The organism is Polaromonas vacuolata (assembly GCF_012584515.1).
Classification (GTDB): Bacteria; Pseudomonadota; Gammaproteobacteria; order Burkholderiales; family Burkholderiaceae_C; genus Polaromonas; species Polaromonas vacuolata.
Genome location: NZ_CP051461.1, coordinates 505,143 through 526,970 on the forward strand (window position 1 = coordinate 505,143; position 21,828 = coordinate 526,970).

The following is a 21,828-nucleotide window of genomic DNA, read 5'->3' on the forward strand; positions in this document are numbered from 1 at the left end:
AGAGAAGGCTGCTTTTGGCTGTTAACTCTGGCTTAATGCGCAGGCATGGCGATAAATGTCCGCGGCGGTTTGACGCCACGGGTGGGGCGAGTAGCCGGCGCTGATGGCGGCGTTGCGCTGGGCAATTTCTTCTGGGTGGGTAATGAAAAAGCGTAAACGCTCTACCCACGCTGGCAAATCCCAGGGGTCTAGGTATTCGACCCATTGCTCACCGACTTCTGGCAGCGATGAGGTGTTGGCGCAGAGGCAAAATTTGCCGTAGGCCAGGCTCTCGGCAACTGGCAATCCCCAGCCTTCATACAAAGAGGGGTAGACCGTGAAACTGGCGTTCTGGTAGAGGTGGGCTAGCTCTATGTCGTTCACATGGTTCAGGGCGTGGATGCGGCCTTGGGTGCGCGGGTCTAGGGCTAGGTCGGCGTGCAACTCGCCAACGCCCCAGCCGGGCATGCCGACAAAAATTAATTGCGGCAGCGCCAGTCCTTCTTCGGCCAGTCGGGTGTAGGCGCGGTAGAGAATTTCGTGGTTTTTGCGGCGCTCTATGGTCGAGACAAAGAGTATGTAGGGCTCATTGGTGAAGCGGGAAATGCCTTCGCTGACAGGGCCGGTTTCGCCTTGACCCGGCAGGATGTCAGCGCCTAGGCGAATGACTTCGGTGCGCGGCTGAGGCACGCTCATATTGCCCAAAAAGCCAGTCAAGTCGCGCTGACTTGACTCTGAAATACACAAGATCAGGTCGGCGCACCAAGCGAGGTCGACAAAGTAATGGGCAAACTGGCGTGAGACGTCGGCCACACACAGGTGCGGCAGGCGAATAGGGATGATGTCGTAGCAAAACAAAAGCAGCTTGAGGTCTTGCGCTTTCTTAATGCGGTAGATCTGCGCCATGTCTTTGTAGTTCCAGTCAAGACCTAGCGAGATATAGGTGCTGCCGCGCGGGAGCTCAAAGAAGGTGTTGTCTTCGGCCGGCGTTTGAACGGCGGCATTGGATTTAAGTTTGCTGCGCACTCTGCGGGCTAGTTTTACCCATGTATGAATAATTGGTCTGGCCTTGAGCAACTGGCGATAGGCGCTGAGTCGCCAGGGGGCCGGTACAAAGGAGAGCAAGGACAAGGCTTTGCGGCGCAATCTTTCCTCTAAATTGGGCAAGGCTTGCTGCGCTGTTACGTGCTGTGCGGTGCTGTAGCTGTCGAGCCGGTCTAGGTGGGACTGAACGGCGCTGTGGGTGAGCTGCTTGAATTGCCCTTTTGAGCTGTCAAAGGCGACAAAGTGCAGATTGGGCGGCAACTCGCTTAGCAGCCAGCGACAGAGCTGCTGCTCTACTCTGACAATGCCGACAGCGGGACGCTGCCAGTGGATGAGCGTGGTGACGTCGACGCAGACGCTGGGGTTAGTTCCGGACATGAAGATAGGGGGTAGTTCGGTCAAGGTTGCGCACGGGCTGTGTCTTCAACGCAGGCTAGGGTGTTAGACCAGAGCAGGGTTTGACGCAGGGCTTGTGTGGCCGGGGTAGTGGCGGGTGAAGGGGTTTGTAGCAGCGTGGTGACGGCTTGGCGAAACGCTGCCGGCTGGGCGTGCTGGTGCACACCGGCAAGGGAGACGAAGTTGTCAAAGCCGCGAAAGCTCACTGGCGTACCTAAAACGTGAGAGCCAGAGTAAAGCGCCTCGGCGGTTTTGATATTTGAGCCGCCGCCTTCGGTAATCGGTAGAACGAATAGGTGGGCTAGGGTTTTGACGGCGGCCAGCGCTTGGTCGTCGATAAGGCCTAAGACTTGAATCCGCGACTGATTAAGCGGCAGCCAGCGCTGAAAGCGGGGGTGACTCAAAAGATGGGGGCCTACGCTGCCGACCACTACTAAACGCGTGTCTGGCGGGATAAAACCTAGGGCATCGCCAAACATATCAAAAAATCCGCTGATGTTGGGCGGGTGCGCGCTGGCGACGAATAAGGCGAACTTTTCGGTTGGCAGCTGCGCTTTCCAGTGCTTTAAGGCTGCGTCTTTGGCTTGCCAGGCTGCGATGCCATTGGCGGCCAGCAGGACTGGCTTGGTGGTGTAGCTTTGCAAAGTTTTGCGATCGGACTCTGAGACCGCTAATGTGAGGTCTGCTTCTTGGCAAGCTGAGCGCTCTAGTGCGGAGATTTCCTCGGCGACGGCCTCTGCTTGGGGTATGCGGTATTGGTGCAGTATGGAGGCTTTTAATGGGCCTTCAATATTTTGCGAGCCGTAGACCAAGCGGGTGCCGTTTAGCCGGCCTTCTTTGCGCCAACGCAGTACCAAGGGGAGTAACCAAGGCTGTTCAAAATGCAAAACATCAACCGATGAGGGCAAGTGCTGGCTGAGGGTTTTATAGGCATCTGGGTCAAGCGCGGCATAGTTGCCGACCGTGAGGTCGTCAATTAAGGGGATGGCTTGCGCATTCCATTGGCGAAACTGACTATGAATAGGGTAGATGTGATCGTAAGGGCCGTAGCGCTGATTGGCGTAAGAGGTTTCGTCAAACACGCTGCAGACGCGCACTTGCGCGCCGGTGCGTTGGTAGGCAGCGGCGATCTCTGCCAACCGAATTTGACCGCCATGCATAGGCGTTTGGCAGGGGTAGGAACCTAGGATGAAGATGTTGGCAGCTTGGCGCACGGTGTTTCCGTTAAATCGACTTAAAAGACAAGGTGGTTCGCACACGATGTGCGGCTATTGAATGGACTAATTGATTCGCTAATCGACAGGCAAATTTGCAGCTTGGGCCAATTGCGGTTTGACGGCGATCACGGCGTAGTCGCGCGGCCCGGATAGCAGGGCTTGGAGTGTGGCGTCCGGGGTGGGCGAGAGCTCGCCGGGATGCAGTCGGCGTATCTCTGCGTTGGTAAAACCCCTTTGCATCACCAGAAAATGCAGCAAATCTGGTGGCAGGGGTTTGATGTGGGTGGGGTCTATCCAGAAGTACTGGGTTGCCACCAGTATGTTTTCAGGGTTTGGGGTCTCGTAAATCAGCAGTCCGCCGGGTTTGAGTACCCGCAGTATTTCGTCGGTAAGCGCGAGTAAGGTGGCGAACGGGAGATGCTCGACCAAGTGAAAAGCTGTAACCGTGCCTAGGCTGGCCGGCGCTAGGCTGGCCAAATACGCGATAGCGTCGCCGGTGCGTACTTCTAAACCGCGTGAGCGGCAAAAGTGGCCGTTGATGGGGTTGAGGTCTACGCCGCTGGCGCTTATGTTTTCGCGGGCGAGTAAGGCTAGCCATTCGCCGCGGCCGCTGCCGATGTCGAGTACCGGGGTGAACAGGGCCGGGTCGGTTTGCAGCAGGCTGAGGTAGGGCTGGGCACGGGCGCTGATTTCGTCGGCCGTGCCGCGAAAGCGACGCTCTAGCTCTAAGTAAAAGCCTGCGCTGCGACTGTCTTCTGCGGTGGCGTTTGCAGGCGTGCTGTTTGCCAGCTCTGCTGGATTTGCTTGGCCTGCTGTGTGTTGCAGTCTGTCGAGGCGGTCGCTGAATGCGCCGACTTCGCTGTAGACAGCAGCGAAGACGTCTTGCGTGAGTTTGTCGAAGTGCTCTTGCTCTAGCTTTTTACCAATTGCGCTGACGATTTCTGGATACATCTGCTGCATCCAGGCGACGCTGGCGTCGTGGTTTTTCTGGAGTTGTTGCTGCTGGCCTGTCAGTTGCGAATGACTCGCTGTGAGTTTTTCGTTTTTGAGTTCAAGCTGCTGATGCTTCTGCTCCAAAGCCGTCATGCTCACTTGAACTGCTTGCATCTGGGTTTTGAGCAGACGCGGCAAGGCTGCTGCACGCTTAAGCGTTGCTATAAGTTCACTGGGTGGCCAAAATTTCATAACTTGGTGATGGTTTCTTGCCGAAAAGTCAGCGGCATGTGGCAAATCCCAATGGTGTGAATGCCTTCTGCTGGCATGACTTGAAATACTAGGGCGCGTTCCCACCAGTCGTAATTGCCTGCCAGATGGTCAGAGCTGGCATGAGCGGCGAGGGTAATGCTGTAGTGGCCGGGGCCTAAAGCTAGGCTGGGGAAGTCAAAATATATCTCTTTGTTTTCACCGCTTGTGACCGGGCCTAGCGCTTGCTCCATATGGTGGGTATTGGTTCCAAAAACGTCATTGCCTAAGCGGTCTTTAATCAGCAGCCCGACGGTGAAGTCGTCGAGGTTTTGCTGAACGTGTAAGTCTAGGTGAATACTGAGAGATTGCCCTGCAACCAGCGCGCGCATGCTTTTGCCTTTGCTCAGCATGTCTGCATGGCGTATACGCACCGCACCGCTGCCGGAACGTATGCCGCTGCCGTCGGGTGTGCCTTCACGGATGGCGTTGTCTATGGCTTGCGGGGAAATCAGTGCGTTGTAGTAATCCAGCACGTCGGCGGGTTTGCCGTCAAGAACGACTTGACCGCCCTCAATGAGCACGGCTCGATCGCACAAACTTTTGACTGCGCCTGGGTCGTGAGAGACAAACAGCAAGGTGGTGCCCTGTTTGCGGTAGGTGCGTATGCGGTCAAAGCATTTGTGTTGAAAGTAGGCGTCACCCACGGCCAATGCTTCGTCAACAATCAAAATATCAGGCCGCAAGGCGGTGGCGACGCTAAAGGCCAGGCGAACTTGCATGCCGCTGGAGTAGATGCGGACTGGGCGTTCTAAGTAGTCGCCGATTTCTGCAAATGCCGCAATGCTGGGCATGAGCTCATCGATTTGCGCTTGACTCAGGCCTTGCAGATAGCCTTGCATATAGACGTTTTGTCGGCCGGTAAATTCGGGGTGAAACCCCAGACCGAGTTCTAACAGCGCAGATACGCGGCCGGTCAGTTTGGCCGTGCCTTCTGTGGGTGCGCTGACGCCGGTGATGAGTTTTAAAAGTGTGCTTTTGCCGGCTCCATTACGCCCAATCAGGCCTACGGATTCACCCGGCTTGATTTGTAGATTGATGTCTCTGAGTACCCACGTCAGGGTGTGCCGAGGGCTAGCACCTAGCCATTCGAGTATGCGGCCGCTGGGGTGTTTGTATTGACGGTAGGCTTTGCCTAGACCGTTGATGTTGAGAGTTCCCAATTTACAGCTCGTCCACTAGTTGGGATTGGGCTGCGCGGTATATCCACGCGGCGATCAGCAGCAGCACTAGCGTTAGCAGGGTCAGGCCGGTCAGGTTTTCCCATTGCGGCAAGCCTTGGCCCAGAAAAATTCTATGGTAGCCGTCAAACAGTGGCATGACGGGATTCCAAGACAGGTAGTTGCGCGCCCATTCTGGCAATGTGCCTATGGGGTAGATGATGGGAGTGAGCCAAAACCAAAATTGAAGAATGATGCCGACGGCCTGCCCAATGTCGCGAAAGAACACGTTTAACACACCTAGCGTGATGCCTAGGCCGATCGCAAAAGCGCTTTGCAGAAGTAAAAGCGGTATCAACCCGAGAATATTCCAGCCCGGCCAACGTCCCATGATCAGCAGAAAAATCATAAACAAACCAAAAATCAGCGCAAAGTTGCAAGCACTGGCGATGAAGGAGATCACTGGCAGTGCCAAACGAGGAAAGCTGGATTTTTTTATCAGCCCGCCGTGGTCGACAAAAATGCCAACATTGCGTGAGAGCAGTTCAGTAAACCATTGCCAAGGCAGCAAACCGGCGCAGAGGTAAATACTGTAGGCAAAGGGCTCTGCACTGCCGGCTAGGCGGGCATGCATGATTTGCGAAAAAACCAAGGTGTAAACCAAGATCATCGCGAACGGCGCTAAGACTAGCCAGACCGAGCCCAACATGGTGTTGGCGTAGCGGCTGCGAAATTCACGTGCAACGCTGCCGACAATAAACCGGCGGTAGTGCCAAAGTGATCGCAGGGCGTCCATGCCGGCTTCGCGACTGCTGGCGCGCACTTGGGTAACTTCAGTGCTCATGAATTGGCTAAGCGTTTTGGCTTTGCGTTCCTGTTCCTATGACTTGATAAGGGGCACATCTTGAGGCTTGGTTGGGAAAAGGCTGTGAAAAATGAAATGCGGTTTGAGGTGGGATAAATATTATTCATGTCGGCTTAGTCAGCGCTTCTAAACAGCACGTACGCTATTTGAGGGCTTTGCTTGCATGGGTGACAATTTCAAAAATTCGATTGTATAGCTAGCAATTTTGCCTTCTTGCGTCAAGCGTGAGTCATGTGAGTTATGTAAAGCTTTGAGTCTCTAAGCGTCCCGTAAAATCTTGTCGATATCAATGAGTGTGAGTGCTTGTTTGTCGCTGCTGGGCGCCGGACGTAATCGGTCCGCAACAAGTTGTGATGACTCAAAAGAAAAGAAAAAAGGACTGAAAATTTCGATGCTACAACCCCCAAAGACTGCCCAGTTATTGATCACAGGAGATAAGGGCTTTGTTGGTCAACACGGTTTAGCTTGCTGGCCAGGCGCGACTGGACTCTCAACACTTTCAAGCAATGTTGATATATGCGAGAAGGCCAGTTTGATTGACTTGTTGCAAAAATTCAAACCTGATCGCGTCCTGCATTTGGCTGCTTTGAGTTTTGTTCCTGACTCTTTTGCCGCGCCAGAAAAAACCTTTGAGGTGAATTTTTTAGGCACGCTGCGTTTGCTTGAGGCCTTGGCAGAAACCGGTTTTAAGGGGCGTTTTTTGTTGGCGGGAACTGGCGATGCTTATGGGTTGGTCGGTGCAGAGAGTTTGCCGATTCGGGAATCTCACCCGCTGCGCCCGCGTAACCCGTATGCGGTTAGCAAAGTGGCAGCGGAGGCCTTGTGCTATCAGTGGAGTCAGACCGGACCGTTTGAAGTCATGATGGCACGGCCTTTTAACCATATTGGAGCGGGTCAGGCACCGACTTTTGCCTTGTCCGACTTTGCCTGCCAGATCGCGCAAATAGCCGCTGGTTTAAAGCCGCCGGTGCTGACCGTGGGCGATATTGATGTCACCCGCGATTTCAGCGATGTCAGCGATGTTTTGCGAGCTTACGAGTTAATCCTATCAAACGGACAAAACGGTGCGGTCTATAACGTATGCTCCGGCACGGAGTGGTCAGTGCGAGCCTTGCTTGAAAAGCTGTTGATAATTGCCGGCGTGAAGGCCGAAATCGTGCAAGACCCGGCTCGCTTTAGGCGATCAGAGCAGCCCCGGGTGTGTGCTAGCCATGCAAAATTAACCGAACACACGGGCTGGCTGCCGCAGGTGGCGATTGACGAGACACTTTTGAATTTGTACAGCTATTGGGAGAATAAATTTGCAAAATAAGACAGCTCTGATCACCGGTATTACCGGTCAGGATGGCGCCTATCTGGCGAAACTGTTGTTGGACAAGGGCTATGAGGTGTTTGGCCTGCATGCGCGGCGGGCAACTGACACGCTGTGGCGCTTACGCCATTTAGGTGTTGAGTCGTCGGTTAAGTTGCTCGATGGTGATTTGACGGATTTGTCCTCCTTAATTCGGGCCATGGAGAAATCGCAAGCCAGCGAGGTCTACAACCTAGGCGCTCAAAGTTTTGTGGGCACATCATGGGAACAACCCATTTTGACTACACAGGTGACGGGTGTGGGCACATTAAATGTGCTCGAAGCGATACGCATAGTGAACCCAAAAGCCCGCTTTTACCAAGCGTCGACCAGCGAGATGTTTGGCCTGATTCAAGAGTCTATGCAAAGCGAGACAACGCCTTTTTATCCGCGTAGCCCTTACGGCGTGGCCAAGCTTTACGGCCACTGGATGACGGTGAACTACCGCGAGAGTTTTGGTCTGCATGCGTCAAGCGGCATTTTGTTTAACCATGAGTCACCACTGCGCGGGATTGAGTTTGTCACGCGCAAAGTGACGGATGCGGTGGCACGGATTAAGCAGGGCAAGCAAAAAGAGCTGCGCTTGGGCAACATTGACGCCAAGCGGGACTGGGGTTTTGCAGGCGACTATGTTGAAGCGATGTGGTTGATGCTGCAGCAAGACAAGGCCGACGATTACGTGATTGCCACTGGGCTGACGACGACGGTGCGGGATATGTGCACGATTGCTTTTGCGCATGTGGGCTTAAAACACGAAGACTACGTGGTGATTGACCCCTTGTTTTATCGCCCCGCTGAAGTGGAGGTTTTGCTGGGTAACCCTGCCAAGGCAAAAGCCAAACTGGGCTGGGTGGCAAAAACTGACTTGGCCACGCTCATTACCGGTATGGTGGATGCCGATATGGTCAGAGTGAACAAGGAATAAGATACAGTTTTGTAAAAAAACCACTATGACAAACACCAGCGCCCTACCTTTGCCGGAAGCTGAAAGGCTAGGGGCCGAAAGCCCGCCAAACCAAGTCATCACCATCCAGTTGAATAAACTGCCGCTGCTAGCGGGTGTTGACGAGGAAGCGTTGAGAAAGATTGCGGCTGTACTTCTGGTGCGCACAGCCCAAAAGGGGCAAGTCATATTGCACAAAGGCGGTGCCGGTGAGCATTTGGTTTTTCTGTTGTCTGGCCGTTTGCAGGTCATGGATATTACTGAAGATGGGCGCGAGATTGGTCTTTCTTTTCTTGTGGCGGGAGACTATTTTGGTGAGTTGTCGGTGATTGATGGTCTGCCTCGCTCAGCCACTGTGGTGGCTTGTGAGACTTCTTTGTACGCTTTGCTGCCGCGCGCCCATGCGCTGGAGTTAATGCACAACAACCCCTTTGTTGCCGATCGCATGCTCAAAAAAATGGCGCTCAGCATAAGGCGAGCGTCTAATTTCAGAACCATCTTAGGAATACCTAACGCTTTTCATCGGGTCTATGCCTTGCTTGACCATTTGGCGAAAATAAGTCCGGGTGGCTTGGTGGTGATTGAAAGTCTCCCGACCCAACAGGCGATTTCAATCATGATCAACACCAGTCGTGAGACTGTCTCAAGAGCCATACAGGTGTTGATACAAAGTGGTGTGCTGGAGAAAGACTTGCGGCGGCTAATTGTGCGCCAGCCCGAGGCCTTGCGCGCAGAGATTAATTCACCCAAGCCACCGATTGATCAACTCAGCTCGTAGCTTTGTTTTTAACAAACTTCAGGCTTGGCTGTGAGCGCCAAGCCTGACCGCCATGGCGGGTGTCTCGGTAAGGCTAAGATAATTGCTTAACTTTTTTAACTTGACTACTGAGTGCGCTGTTTAAGCGTTTAGAGCCTTTATGGTCGAGTCGCGACGGCCAACGACCGGCTAGAACGAGATGCTTTTCGGCTGATTTGAAATAACGAAAAAGTATGGTGGGAAATTTAATTGCCACTCTTGCCGGTTTGCCATGCGGCTTTGTATTGTCTGAACTATTTCTGTAACTGATGAAAATTCTTGTTAACGGCACCTCTTTGTTGGCTCCCCTGACCGGTATTGGTCAATACGTTCGCCACCTGTTTACCGCCATGGATAAGCGGACTGATGCTGACATTCGTATGTATTACGGTGCTTATTGTGAGCAAGGAGTGAAGCTGCCTTCGGCGACAGCTTCTCTGGCCGCGCAACGCGGCTATGGCTTGGCGCAGCGGTTTTTGCCGCGGCCGCGGGCAATTAAAAAGCTCGCTGAGCGGGCGATGTTCAAGTACCACACACGCGGCTCTTTGGGCGGTGATGAAGTGCTGTATCACGAGCCAGCTTATCTTCCTTTGCCTTACAAAGGGCCGCAGGTCATTAGCGTTTGCGACATGTCTTGTTTTGACCATCCGCAAACCCACCCAGCGGAGCGGGTCAGGGTTATGCAAAGGGATATGCCGCTAGCGCTTGAACAGGCGGACCACATCATTGTGATTTCCGAGGCGTCGCGTAAGGCTTTGCACAAATGGTTCAACATTGATCCTGCGCGTATCAGCACGACTTATTTGGCGGCGGATCCGCGATTTCAGCCGACTGGCTTTGATGCAATAGCACCTGCTTTGGCCAGTCTCGGGTTAACGCCAGGCGGCTATGTATTGAGTGTGGGTACCTTGGAGCCGCGCAAAAACCTGACGACGCTGTTTGCTGCCTATGCCGGTTTGCCAGTAGAGCTGCGCAAGCGCTACCCGCTGGCGGTGGCGGGCATGAAGGGCTGGGGCACTGAGGGTTTGATGAAGTCGGCAGAGGCGCTAATTCAGCGCGGTGAACTGCGGCTGCTTAACTATGTAGCGGATGATTTGATTGCACCTTTGTATGCTGGCGCTGCGGCTTTTTGCTACCCCTCGCGCTACGAAGGCTTTGGCCTGCCGGCACTGGAAGCCATGGCTTCCGGCGTGCCAGTGGTCACATCGAATCAAACTTCTTTGCCGGAAGTAGTGGGGGATGCTGGCATCATGGTGGACCCGGACGATGTGGACGGCATGCGCGACGCGCTGCGCCAGTTGTTGGAAGACCGGGCTTATGCGCAAGATTTAGGTCAGCGCGGCTGGCTGAGGTCTAAGCTGTTTAGCTGGGATCGCTGCGCCGATGAGACCTTTGCCGTGTATGAAAAAGTAATGCTTAAGCGGGGGCTTGGGGCGTGAAAAAACTTCGCGTGCTACACCTTTACCGTACTTATTTCCCGGAGACGCAAGGCGGGCTGCAGGAGTCGATTCGCCAACTTTGCTTGGCGACCCAACCCTTGGCGGTCGAGAACACGGTGTTTGCATTGGCGCGCCAGCCAGAGCCCGCCGTCATGGAGTTGCCTGAAGGTCGGCTGATTCGCGCCAAGTCTTGGTTGGAGGTGGCTTCCTGCGATCTAGGTGCGTGGACGGCTTTACGCCGTTGTCGTGCGGCGGCTGATGAGTGCGACATCATTCAGATTCATTACCCTTGGCCTTTCGCCGATATGTTGCTGCCGTTTATTCGCCGGCGTAATCAGCCGGTGCTGGTGACTTATGTGTCGGATATCGTGCGGCAAAAGGGGCTGGGCATGTTGTATTCGCCGCTGCGTCGTTACTTGCTGAGTAAAGCCATGCATGTGGTGGCATCGTCTCCGAATTACGCGGAAAGTAGCGAGATTTTGCAGGACTATCAGGATAAGCTGAAATGTATCCCGCACTGTCTAGGGCCGGTAAGTCCGCCGGCTGAGTCGCTATGCGCCCAATGGGCGGCGCAATTAGGCCGAAATTTCTTTTTGTTTGTTGGCGTCTTGCGCTATTACAAAGGCTTGGACTTTTTGTTGACTGCGGCACGTCAGGTATCGGCGCCGATTGTGATTGTCGGTGACGGACCTGAGGGCGAGCGGCTTAGGCATGAGGTGGCGGCCAGAGGCATAAGCAATGTGCATTTCTTGGGTGCGGTGTCTGATGCTGACAAGCATGCGCTGTTTACACTCTGCCGGGGCGTGGTTTTTCCTTCTCATTTACGCTCTGAGGCGTTTGGTATGACTTTGCTGGAAGGCGCTCAGGCGGCCAAACCTTTGATTTGCTGCGAGATTGGTACCGGGACGAGTTGGATTAATCGGCATGGCGAGACCGGCTTGGTCGTTCCACCGAGTGACCCCGACGCGCTGGCGCAGGCTATGAATACCTTGGCCGACGACGATGCACTTTGCCAGCGCTTGGGCCACGGCGCTAGAGCGCGCTGGGAGCAATTTTTCACGCCGCAAGTCGTTGGCAATGCCTATCGACAGCTGTATGACGAGATGTTGTCGCATTAACCGAGATGCAAAAAAAGACCAGCCGTTTTTCTAGGGGGACTGCGACGCTGGTGGCGATTGCTTTACTGGCGTTTGCGCTGACGTTGTTAATTGAGTGGCAGCGTCCCGCTTTGGTGACGCGCTTGGATGAAGGCTTACGCGACACCTTTTTGCGCTGGTCAGCAAGCGAGCAAGCGGAAAACCGACTGGTGGTGATTGACATCAACGAAGCCGCTTTAGAGCAGATAGGTCCATGGCCATGGCCGCGTCGACAAGTGGCCGACTTGACCGAGTTGTTGTTGGGGCCGTACGGCGCGCGCATGGTGGGTTTGGACATCGTTTTTGCTGACGCCGGCGATCCACAGGGGGACGCCCGCATGGCGTCTCTAGCGGCTCACGCGCCGCTGACATTGGCGCAAATTTTTGACTACACGCCGCGTAATCCGCCGATTTTGCAAGGCACTCTGGCTGGCGGTCTGAGTGCGTTAAATATGCAATCAGCCAGTCAGCAAGGCTCAGGTGAACAGAATGGTTTGAGCGCTTACGGCTACATCGCCAACCATGCGGGGCTGGCAAAAAATGCGCGCTGTATTGGCAATATTGGCTATAAGCCGGATGCCGACGGGGTGCTAAGGCGCACACCGGCGCAGACCCGCTTTGAGGGGCTTAATTATTTAAATTTTGCCAGCGCGCTTCACGCTTGTGTCGATCCACTTGCGCTTGCACCGTCGGGCAATGCGCAAGGTCAATGGCGAATTCCTTACCGCCTCGCCCTGTCGGCTTATGCCGTCATCAGTGCTGCTGACATACTCAGCGAGCGTGCGCCGCGTACGCTGATTGCGGGGCGTTATGTGCTGGTGGGCTCATCGTCATTGTCCTTGGGTGACCGCGTCAGTACGCCGCTGGCGCCATTAAGTGCCGGCATTATGGTGCATGCAGCCAGTCTTTCTGGTTTGCTAGACCTGTCAGAAGGCCGGGCAAGACCAGCTTGGTCGGGCCGGACTTGGATATTGGTCTGGAGTTTTCTCAGCATAGCCCTGGCCATTGTGTGTATTGCCAAACTGCCGGCATGGGGTAGTTTGTTGGTGCTGTTGGGTATGGTTCCGGTTTGGTTGGGACAGGCATTTGCCGGCGTTGCACGGCAGGCGGAATGGTCGGTGACTGCGCCGTTGTGGGCTTATTTTTTCTTGCTCATGGTGGCTGTCCCTTATGAGTGGTGGCGCACACAGCGTAAAAGCCGGCGTTTGCTGACTACTTTTTCTCATTACGTGGCGCAGCCAGTACTCGATGAAATCGTGCGCCTAGACCTGCAGCACAGCCTCAAGCCCATGCTGCGCGATGTCACGGTGTTGATTGCTGATATGGAGGGCTATACCCGCGCCACTTCGTCTCTAGGCTTGGAGGATGCGGCCACTCTCACCAAAGACTTTTTGGCTTGCCTGACGCGTCCGGTGCTAGAAGGCTTGGGCACGCTGGATAAATATACCGGTGATGGTTTGGTAGCGTTTTGGGGTGCGCCGCTGCCTTGTGACGATCAGGCGGATAGAGCGGTAAGTGCTGCGCTAGACATGCTGGCTGAAGTTGATGCGCTGAATGCCCGTCGCGCGCAGGAGAACTTTCCGCCCGTGCGGGTGCGCATCGGGATTGAAAGTGGCCCGGCGCTGGTGGGTGACTTGGGGACTTCGTTTCGCAGCACTTACACAGCAGTCGGTGACTGTATTAATTTTGCTTCGCGGCTAGAGGCGGCGGCGCAAAACTTACCGACACAATTGGTGATTGGGATTAAAGCCAACAGCCAGTTGCTTAGGCACAAGACCCACTCACTGGGGGAAATTACGCTGCGGGGAACCCAGCATGCGACCGAAGTTTTCACCACGCAGCGCGGGCAGATTTGATCTTTTTAGCCAACTAAAGCAGTTCAAAACAACTCATTTTGCTGACGCTTCAAAAGTTCATATATGAGACCCTATAATAGTTTCCTATATGAATTCCGTATTACGCATTCCACTGAACAGCTCACCGGAGCAGTTCGCCAGTCTTCGCGAGCTGCAGCAAGCGTTTGCGCAGGTCTGCAATGCATTAGCGCCGCTGGTTCAGCAGACACGTTGCTGGCATAGGGTCACGCTTCACCACCTGGCTTATAAGCAGTTGCGTGAGCAGTTTCCGGCCATGGGTTCGCAAATGGTTTGCAATGCTATTTATTCCGTGTCGCGCACCAGTCGGCTGGTTTATCAGCACCCTGCTAGCCCATTTAACTTGAGCCGCTTGGGCGATAAGCCGCTGCCGCTACTGCGTTTTGCCGATACCTGCCCGGTGTACTTTGACCGCCACACGCTTAGCGTGAAGAACGGCCAGTTGTCTATGTACACGCTGGAGGGCCGGATTCGTTTTCACCTAGCCTTGCAGCCAGAGGACGAAGCGAGTTTCCATGAGAAAAAATTGGGCGAAATAGTATTGTCCCAAACGGCGACAGACCGCTTTGAGTTGTCTTTCCTGTTTTTAACGGCGTCAGAAGGCAATGAAGTGTCCGCTGACAAAGAGCTAGACCCGGGCGAAATTCCCGAATACGTGATGATTGACGAGGCCGCATGAGTACCCTGAAACCCCATTCCGAGCTGCGCCAAGCAGTCACATCGCTGCGCCCTTATTTTGTGCGCGCGGCCTGGTTTAGCGTGCTCTCATGCCTGCTAATCCTCGCGCCTAGCGGCTACATGTTGGAGGTCTACGACCGCGTGGTTAACAGCCGCAACCACATGACGTTGGCGATGTTGACCTTGGTGGTGTTGGGCGCTTACATGCTGATGGAGGTTTTGGAGTGGGCGCGCTCTGAGATCTTGCATGAGGCTGGCCTAAAGCTGGATGAGAAGATGCGCAACCGTGTTTTTAGCGCTATTTTCGACGCCAATCTCAAGCGTGTGCCCGGCGGCAGCTTGCAGCCGCTGAACGACTTTCGAACCCTGCGCGATTTTCTGGGCTCGCCGCCCCTGACGGCGCTGATGGAAGCGCCGGTATCGCTGGTGTTTTTGGTGCTGGTGTTTGCGATTAACCCGCTGCTGGGCTGGTCTGCGGTGGTGGGCTCTTTGCTGCAAGTGTGTATTGGCTGGCTTAATGAGCGCAATACGCAGCCGCCGCTGGTCGCGGCGAATCGCTCCGCCATTGCCGCGCAGCAGTATGCGGACGGCTCACTGCGTAATGCGCAAGTGATTGAATCTATGGGCATGCTGCGTGACGTTCATTTCCGTTGGATGGGTAAGCAGCGCGAATTTCTGGGTCTGCAAGCGATTGCCTCAGACCGTGCCGGCGGCTATCAAGCGCTGACTAAGTTTTTGCAAACCACTATGGGCTCGCTGCTGCTAGGTCTGGGTGCGTGGTTGCTGTTGCGTAATGAGCTCAACGGTGGCGCGGGCATGATGATTATTGGCTCGATCCTGGGCGGTCGGGTGCTCGCGCCGCTGGTACAAATCGTGACGCAATGGCGTATGGTGGTGAATGTGCGCGACGCATGGCAGCGTCTTGAGGGCTTGTTGGCGTCGGCGCCTGTCAAGCCGGTATCTATGACGTTGCCCGCGCCGCACGGCTCGTTGTTGGTTGAAGCGCTGGTGGCCGGTGCGCCCAATGGTGGCGTGGCGATTGTCAAAAATGTGGCGTTTAGCCTGACGCCTGGTCAAGTGTTAGCGGTAGTCGGCCCTTCTGCGTCGGGCAAGACCACTCTGGCTAGACTGCTTGTGGGTTTGTGGCCAGCGGCAAGCGGCAAGGTGCGCTTGGATGGTGCGGACGTTTTCACTTGGGATAAAAGTGAACTTGGCCCTTATCTGGGCTACCTGCCGCAAGGCGTTGAGTTGCTCGACGGCACGCTGGCAGAGAATATTGCGCGTTTCGGTGAAGTCGAGATGGCCAAGGTTAAATCAGCGGCCCGCTCGGTTGGCTTGCATGAATTCATCATGGGCTTGCCTGACGGCTACGACAGCCCAGTCGGTCGGGACGGCGCCATGCTTTCGGGTGGACAGCGGCAGCGAGTTGCGCTGGCACGCGCTATTTATGACGACCCGGTGCTGGTGGTGTTGGATGAGCCCAACTCTAGCCTAGATGAGGCGGGTGATGCCGCGCTGGCCTCGGCCATTTTGGAGCTCAAAGCGCGTGGCACGACTTTTGTCATCATGACGCACCGCACCAGTGTGTTGGCAGTTGCAGACAAGATGTTGGTGATGCGCGATGGCGTGATGCAGGCCTTCGGTCCGCGCGATGAAGTTTTAAATGCCTTAAAGCAGGCCAACGAGCAAGCCGCGGCTCAGGCCGCAGGTCAATCTTCTGGCGCCATGAGGCCAGTGGCCTAAGACTTCCATACAAGCCACTAACGAATAACGCCTTTAACAATGCTATGAAAAAACCTTCATTCTTTAATCGCAGCGAGTTGACTGCTACTTTGTGGGCTTTCCGCAAGGAATTCTTCATCGTCGGCGTACTCAGCTTTCTGACCAATCTGCTGATGCTGGCACCGACTATCTACATGCTGCAAGTGTTTGACCGCGTGCTAACTAGCCAGAGCGAGTTAACGCTAGTGGCAGTGTCTTTGATCACGTTGTTTTTGTTTGGCGTGATGGCTAGCTCTGAATGGCTGCGTTCCCGCGTGCTGGTCCGGGCTGGCATGCGTTTTGACGAGCAACTGAGCACCCGTGTATTTAATGCGAGTTTTGATGCTTACCTAAATCAGTCTTCGCGCTCACCTTCGCGCTCTTTCGGGGACTTGATTCAAATTCGACAATTCCTCACCGGTAACGGAATCTTTGCGCTCTTTGATGCGCCATGGGCACCGATTTATATTGCCGTGACCTTTTTCTTGCATCCGTGGTTGGGTATTTTGTCGCTGGTGTTTGCCTTGATTCAGGCGGCTTTGGCTTGGTTTGGTCACCGGCATACCGTGGCCCCTGCGGAAGAGGCGGCCCAAATCGGTAGCGAAACCACTAGCTATCTGCAGAGCAAACTGCGCAATGCCGAAGTGCTGGAATCCATGGGCATGATTGGTAACCTGCAAAAACGCTGGAACCAAAAGTATCAAGCTTGGATGGGTAAAAACTCCTCCGCACAAGGCTTGACTCACCGGGTTACCGCTTGGAGCAAGTTCATACGTTACAGCCAGCAGTCGCTAGCCCTGGGTGCGGGTGCTTTGCTGGTGATTGACGGTCAGTTGTCGCCCGGCGCCATGATTGCGGCGAATGTGTTGATGGGGCGTGCATTGGCACCGATTGACCAGTTGGTGGGTACTTGGCGCAGCTTTGTCACCAGCCGGTCAGCCTTTGAGCGATTGGAAAAGCTATTGGCCGATTACCCTGAGCGTGACCCTGCGTTGAGCCGGGTGGCGCCAAGCGGTGCGATCACTTTGCGTGGTGTCGTGGCCAGTGCGGAAGGGCGTACCTCGCCGATTTTGAAAAATATTTCGTTTGAAGTTGCTGCGGGCACTGTGGTTGCGGTGCTAGGCCCGTCGGGTTCTGGTAAATCAACCTTGGCGCGCGTGATGATTGGTATTTGGCCAGGTGCGGTCGGCGAGGTGTTGCTAGACGACATGCCGCTAGAGCGCTGGGAGCGCACTGAACTAGGTCCCCATTTAGGCTATTTACCGCAAGACGTAGAACTCTTCGATGGCACGATTGCCGAGAACATTGCGCGGCTTGGTCAAGTCGATTCGGCCAAAGTGATTGAGGCCGCCCGCTGCGCTGGTATGCACGAGATGATTTTGCGGTTTCCCAAGGGTTACGACACGACTATTGGCGAGGCCGGCAATTTATTGTCTGGCGGTCAGCGTCAACGCATTGGCTTGGCACGGGCGATTTATGGTGAGCCAGCTTTAGTCGTGCTCGACGAGCCGAATGCCAATTTGGACGATGCTGGCGAAGCCGCTTTGATGCGTACCGTGGTGGAGCTCAAAGCCAAGGGTAAAACGGTTTTCCTGATCACCCATCGCCCAGGCGCGATTGCGGTGGCTGACCGGCTCATTCTTTTGCGTGATGGCGAAATCTTCGCTGACGGCCCCAAGGAAGCGGTTCTGGCTTCGCTCAGAAATACCAGTCCATCGTCTGGATCCACACCTGCTGCGCCAGCCGCGCCGTCGCTTGGTTCGCCATTGCCAGCTTAAAGCTGAGCGCGCGCCTTTTTTTCTATTTCCTCCTTTTTATCAAAATCTGCCATGGCAACACCCGATATCTTGAAACGTCTGACTACTCCTTCAACACCGGTCTCAATAGGAGAGACCGAGTCCGGCCTAGCGCCTTCTTCGGACATGGGCCATGCAGGACGCATTGGCTTGTGGGCTCTTGGCATAGGTTTTGGTAGCTTTTTGCTCTGGGCTGCACTCGCCCCGCTGGACGAAGGTGTGCCCAGCCAAGGACATGTGGCGATTGATACCAAACGCAAGTCGGTTCAACACTTGAGCGGCGGCATCATCAAAGAAGTGCTGGTTGGTGAGGGCGACCAAGTCAAGGAAGGTCAGCTCTTGATCAAGCTTGATGACGCCGCGGCGAAAGCCAATTTTGAAGCGATACGCCAGCGTTATTTGGGTCTGCGTGCTATGCAGGGACGTTTGCTGGCCGAGCAAGCCAATCAAAGCACGATTACCTTTCATCCTGACTTGATGGCTGCGGCCAGCGATCCGCTGATCAAGCAGCAAATGATGAATCAAGAGCAACTGCTGCGCTCACGCAAAGGCGCTCTGCAGGCTGACTTGCAGTCGATTCAGGAAAGCATTCAAGGTCAACAAGGTTTGTCTAAAGCTTACGAAGGCATGATGCTTAGCCGGCGCAATCAGCTCTCGCTTCTCAATGAAGAGCTCACCGGCACCCGTGGACTGGTCAAGGAAGGTTATGTCCCGCGCAATCGCCAGTTGGAACTCGAACGTCAGGTCTCAGAGTCCAACGCTTCTATTGCCGAGCTTCAAGGCAATACCGTTCGTTCTATGAGCAGCATTGCCGAGTTGCGCCAGCGCGCAATTTCGCGGCAGCAGGAATACCGCAAAGAAGTCGAAACACAGCTCGCTGACGTGACGCGAGAAGTGCTGGGCGATGCGGGTAAATTCGTTGCGTTACAAGATGACTTGGCGCGCACTGAAATCCGCTCACCGGCGACTGGACAAGTAGTGGCAATGGCTGTGCAAAGCGTCGGTGGTGTGATTGGCCCTGGACAAAAGGTGTTGGACGTAGTGCCGGCCAATGAGTCGTTGCTGCTAGAGACCCGCGTGCAACCGCATTTGATCAACAGCATTCATACGGGTATGCCGGTTGATGTGCGGTTTTCGTCTTTTGCGCGCTCACCGCAATTGGTGGTGCAGGGCAAACTGACATCGATCTCGGGCGACTTGCTGACCGACCCACAAAACGGCGCTGGTTATTACTTGGCGCGGGTTGCGGTGACGCCTGAAGGACTCAAGAAGTTGGGTAAACGTCAGATGCAACCGGGTATGCCGGTTGAAGTGGTTTTCCGCACTGGCGAGCGCTCTATGTTGACTTATTTGTTGCATCCGCTGACCAAGCGTATTGCGGCATCCATGAATGAGGAGTGATACGGTGAAATCAGTATTTTCTGCCACCAAGCTTGGGCGCATAAGCGGCCGCAGATTCGCGCTAATCGCCAGCTTGGCCTATGCACCGCTTTGCACTTCAGCTTGGTCGCTTGACTTGTCACAGGCCTATCAAGCGGCCATGTCGCAAGATGCCAGTATTTTGGCCACACGAGCTGCGACTGATGCCAGACTTGAGCGTTTGCCGCAGGCACGCTCCCAATTGCTGCCCAACATCGCGTTGAGCGCGTCGCGGAACAACAACTCGTTGGAAAGCATAGGACCCGATTTTGCGGGGCGCGCGTCGGTTAGCAACCGAAACTACAACAGTAGCTCTTTGGCACTGACGATTAGGCAACCGCTTTTTCGTAAATTCCAATTCGCCGACTACAAGCAAGCAAAAGCGCAGGTTAATGATGCGAATGCTATTTTGGACCGGGAACTGCAGAACGTCGCGGTGCGCGTTAGCGGCGCTTACTTTGAGGCTTTGTTAACAGCAGAGCAGCTAGCGTTGGTGCTGTCACAAAAAAAGGCTTACACAAGCCAGTTTGAAGCTGCCAAGAAACGTTTTGCCGCCGGCGCAGGAACGCGTACCGATATTGACGAGGCGCAAGCCGCACTTGACCTCAACGTAGCGCAAGAATTAGAAGTGCGCCAAAACGTGGACTACACCCATAGGCAGTTGCAAGTCTTGGTCAACCAACCGGTTGATAATCTCGCGACGCTAGACCCTGAAAAGTTGCAGCTACTAGAGCCAACACCGAATCGGGTTCAAGACTGGATAGATCGCGCAGAAGACAGCAGCCCTGAGATCCGTTCACTCAAGGCTCAAGTTGAATCCGCCGGCTATGAAGTTGAAAAGGCCGAGGCGGGTCACTACCCTACGCTAGACGCTGTTGCGCAGATATCGCGTGATGCAAGCAGCACGGTGACTAGTGTTAACAACAGCTTTAACAACAACTCTATTGGTCTACAGCTTAGTATTCCGATTTTTTCTGGTGGCAACGTGAACTCCAACGTACGTCAGGCATTGGCTGAAAAAGCGCGTGCTGAACAGGCTCTTGAGGCGCTGCGTCGTGATTTGGGTGTGCGTGTGCACCACGAGTTTCGGGGTGTCACTGAAGGCGTGCTCAGAGTCAAAGCGTTAGAGCAGGCAGTGCGCTCGACAGAGCAAGTTGCCATGTCAAACCGCCGCTCTTATGAGGCCGGTAGCCGCACCTTGATTGACACACTCAATGCCGAACAACAAAAAGTTAGCGCCCAACGTGACTTGGCACAGGCCCGTTTTGTTTACCTGATTTCAAGGGTCAAATTGCAAGCGCTGACAGGTGGTCCTAAGACCGAAGTGATTGATGAGGTCAACGGCTGGCTAAAGCCTTAATTGGGTTGCCGGGCATCAGCGTATTTGTGCATAAGCGCTGCACGACTGATGCCGGCTAGTCGAATAAAGGTGCGGAGTTCAGCTGTGGTTTTAGCCCATAAAACCATCGTTATCGAGTATGGTTCGCACAGCGGTTAGTTTGACTACGCCCTCGCCAAAACTTCCACCTACTGGATTGGTGACGTCGAGATAGAAGAACTCAGTTGGCTCGGGTACTGTGTCGCCAATGATCTCAACCGGAATGACCGCTTGGTTCTCACCAGGGTAGAGATTTAACCTTCCGTGGACTTCAATGTAATCACTGTTAGCCATTGCCGTGCCGTCTCGCGTAGCGTAGTCAACACTCAAGGTTTTGCTTGCGTCACTACGCACGCCGGTAAACTGCAATAAAAAGTAGGCATAGCTGGTGCCGCTATTGCCTTCCACAACAGTTTTTTGAACGTCCTCTGGCTTGATGGGCGCATTAGGTAGTCGCGAGCGTATGCTTTGATCAATCCATTGTTGGTAGTGGCTAACACGTTGCCAGGCGGCAATTTCACCAAAACTGCTGTTAATAACTGAATCTATGTCGGGGCTGGTGCCATTACTACTGATCAAACGGGCGGTGTAGCTCGCCACACCGGCGAGCAGCCCCGAGAGAAATGCCGGCCCACCACTGTCACCTGGGGCAATCAAGCCTTCGTTCAGGCCTAGTCCGGTGTTGTTGACATTGATCAGTCGCCCTAAGGCGTCATGCGTTGTTGTACCGTCGTCAAAATCTGCAATCAGTTGCGAGCCGGGCAATGGCGAAAAAGCCATGCTGGCGCCTAGACTTGCTTTTAGGCCTGAGGCGTCATCATCGAATTGGTTGGCGGCCTTCAAGCGTATAGGCGTACTGCTGCTATTACTACTGGTTCCTGTACTGCCGGTACCGGTTCTACCGTAGCCCACCAAGGTGAATACTTGGCCAATCTCATTGCTGTCTCGATAAAGGTTGTAGCGGTTGGCGTCAGTCGGTGGTGAGCCCGATAGCCAGACTAACGCCAAATCGTTATTGACTTGCGAGCCGACGTAATCCGGGTGAACTATTACATTGCTGGCGTTAACGGCTTGCGTGCCACTACTGGTTTCAAAAGACACCGTGGCGTTGCCGCTACGCCCTTCAAATAAGTGGGCGGCAGTCAGCACGGCGCGGCCGTCAAACAGCAAAGTTCCGCTCCCGAAGAATCCATCAACGCTGACGCGTACTACACCATCAAAGCCTTTTCCGGGCGAGGTGCTGTAGCGCGAGTCTGAGGGGGAGGCGGTGGTGGTGACCATGCAAACAATCTAAAAGGTGGCAAACGATAGGTGTAAACGACTAATTTTCCTCGGTTAATGAGATCCCAAGGTA

General features: G+C 54.6%; 17 protein-coding genes. 11 read left to right on the forward strand and 6 right to left on the reverse strand.

What is annotated here, in order from left to right:
• Positions 1 to 21 precede the first annotated feature (21 nt).
• The 5 genes from HC248_RS02455 to HC248_RS02475 form a co-directional block, all read right to left on the reverse strand.
• Positions 22 to 1,401: a glycosyltransferase family 4 protein gene (locus tag HC248_RS02455; protein WP_168921112.1), complete on the reverse strand. Its 1,380-nt coding sequence runs from the start codon at positions 1,399 to 1,401 to the stop codon at positions 22 to 24.
• A 20-nt stretch (positions 1,402 to 1,421) separates the two neighbouring features.
• Positions 1,422 to 2,633, reverse strand: coding sequence for a glycosyltransferase (locus tag HC248_RS02460; protein WP_168921113.1), 1,212 nt, complete (start codon positions 2,631 to 2,633; stop codon positions 1,422 to 1,424).
• A gap of 78 nt (positions 2,634 to 2,711) precedes the next feature.
• Entirely contained in the window at positions 2,712 to 3,821 is a 1,110-nt protein-coding gene (locus tag HC248_RS02465) for a class I SAM-dependent methyltransferase (RefSeq protein ID WP_168921114.1), read from the reverse strand.
• Entirely contained in the window at positions 3,818 to 5,041 is a 1,224-nt protein-coding gene (locus HC248_RS17780; protein ID WP_168921115.1) for an ABC transporter ATP-binding protein, read from the reverse strand. Before HC248_RS17780 ends, HC248_RS02465 begins: the two co-directional genes overlap by 4 nt.
• Before the next feature lies 1 nt (position 5,042).
• Positions 5,043 to 5,882, reverse strand: coding sequence for an ABC transporter permease (locus HC248_RS02475; RefSeq protein ID WP_238342696.1), 840 nt, complete (start codon positions 5,880 to 5,882; stop codon positions 5,043 to 5,045).
• Between the two features lie 412 nt (positions 5,883 to 6,294).
• On the opposite strand from HC248_RS02475, the gene HC248_RS02480 reads away from it, so the two are divergent.
• The 11 genes from HC248_RS02480 to HC248_RS02530 all read left to right on the forward strand — a co-directional run bounded on the left by HC248_RS02480 (position 6,295) and on the right by HC248_RS02530 (position 20,456).
• On the forward strand, positions 6,295 to 7,215 hold the full coding sequence (locus HC248_RS02480; protein ID WP_168921116.1) for a GDP-mannose 4,6-dehydratase: 921 nt from the start codon (positions 6,295 to 6,297) through the stop codon (positions 7,213 to 7,215).
• Positions 7,199 to 8,179 carry a GDP-mannose 4,6-dehydratase gene (gene gmd, locus HC248_RS02485; protein WP_420372010.1) on the forward strand — a complete coding sequence of 327 codons (981 nt, stop codon included), beginning with the start codon at positions 7,199 to 7,201 and terminating at the stop codon, positions 8,177 to 8,179. The genes HC248_RS02480 and gmd overlap by 17 nt, the downstream gene beginning before the upstream one ends.
• Positions 8,180 to 8,204: 25 nt before the next feature.
• Positions 8,205 to 8,975, forward strand: a complete 771-nt coding sequence (locus HC248_RS02490) for a Crp/Fnr family transcriptional regulator (RefSeq protein WP_168921118.1) — start codon at positions 8,205 to 8,207, stop codon at positions 8,973 to 8,975.
• A 287-nt stretch (positions 8,976 to 9,262) separates the two neighbouring features.
• Entirely contained in the window at positions 9,263 to 10,432 is a 1,170-nt protein-coding gene (locus HC248_RS02495) for a glycosyltransferase family 4 protein (RefSeq protein WP_168921119.1), read from the forward strand.
• Positions 10,429 to 11,550 (forward strand): glycosyltransferase, encoded by a 1,122-nt coding sequence (locus tag HC248_RS02500; protein WP_168921120.1) that lies wholly within the window; start codon positions 10,429 to 10,431, stop codon positions 11,548 to 11,550. Before HC248_RS02495 ends, HC248_RS02500 begins: the two co-directional genes overlap by 4 nt.
• 5 nt (positions 11,551 to 11,555) lie before the next feature.
• Entirely contained in the window at positions 11,556 to 13,424 is a 1,869-nt protein-coding gene (locus HC248_RS02505; RefSeq protein ID WP_168921121.1) for a CHASE2 domain-containing protein, read from the forward strand.
• 88 nt (positions 13,425 to 13,512) lie between these two features.
• Positions 13,513 to 14,121: a hypothetical protein gene (locus HC248_RS02510; protein WP_168921122.1), complete on the forward strand. Its 609-nt coding sequence runs from the start codon at positions 13,513 to 13,515 to the stop codon at positions 14,119 to 14,121.
• A complete protein-coding gene (locus tag HC248_RS02515) occupies positions 14,118 to 15,863 on the forward strand; it encodes a type I secretion system permease/ATPase (protein WP_168921123.1) in 1,746 nt (581 codons plus the stop codon). Before HC248_RS02510 ends, HC248_RS02515 begins: the two co-directional genes overlap by 4 nt.
• 44 nt (positions 15,864 to 15,907) lie before the next feature.
• Positions 15,908 to 17,659, forward strand: coding sequence for a type I secretion system permease/ATPase (locus tag HC248_RS02520; RefSeq protein ID WP_168921124.1), 1,752 nt, complete (start codon positions 15,908 to 15,910; stop codon positions 17,657 to 17,659).
• Between the two features lie 51 nt (positions 17,660 to 17,710).
• Complete coding sequence (locus tag HC248_RS02525; protein WP_168921125.1) at positions 17,711 to 19,078, forward strand: HlyD family type I secretion periplasmic adaptor subunit; 1,368 nt, start codon at positions 17,711 to 17,713, stop codon at positions 19,076 to 19,078.
• A 4-nt stretch (positions 19,079 to 19,082) separates the two neighbouring features.
• Entirely contained in the window at positions 19,083 to 20,456 is a 1,374-nt protein-coding gene (locus HC248_RS02530; protein WP_238342697.1) for a TolC family outer membrane protein, read from the forward strand.
• Between the two features lie 90 nt (positions 20,457 to 20,546).
• Here HC248_RS02530 and HC248_RS02535 read toward each other — a convergent pair whose 3' ends face one another.
• Entirely contained in the window at positions 20,547 to 21,755 is a 1,209-nt protein-coding gene (locus HC248_RS02535) for a trypsin-like serine protease (RefSeq protein ID WP_168921127.1), read from the reverse strand.
• Positions 21,756 to 21,828: the final 73 nt, after the last annotated feature.